1 pseudogene is annotated in these 276 nt (G+C 70.3%); it reads left to right on the plus strand.

The annotated features are described in order from the left end of the window. Positions 1 to 276 (plus strand): annotated as a pseudogene (locus AC3IMC_RS20490) (pyruvate dehydrogenase (acetyl-transferring), homodimeric type); the annotation flags it as partial.

Consider the following 276-nt stretch of genomic DNA (forward strand, 5'->3'; position numbering starts at 1 on the left):
GGCCAGAACTACCTGTCCGTGGACCGCGACCTCGTCCTGGCCTACAAGGAATCCCCCGCCGGCCAGCTCATCCACCCCGGCATCAACGAAGCCGGCGCCGTCGCAGCGTTCACCGCCGCCGGCACCGCCTACGCCACCCACGGCGTGCCCCTGGTCCCGGTCTACGTCTTCTACTCCATGTTCGGCTTCCAGCGCACCGGCGACGCCTTCTGGGCCGCCGCCGACCAGATGACCCGCGGCTTCATCATCGGCGCCACCGCAGGACGGACCACCCTC

This window comes from Arthrobacter sp. E70 (assembly GCF_058266945.1).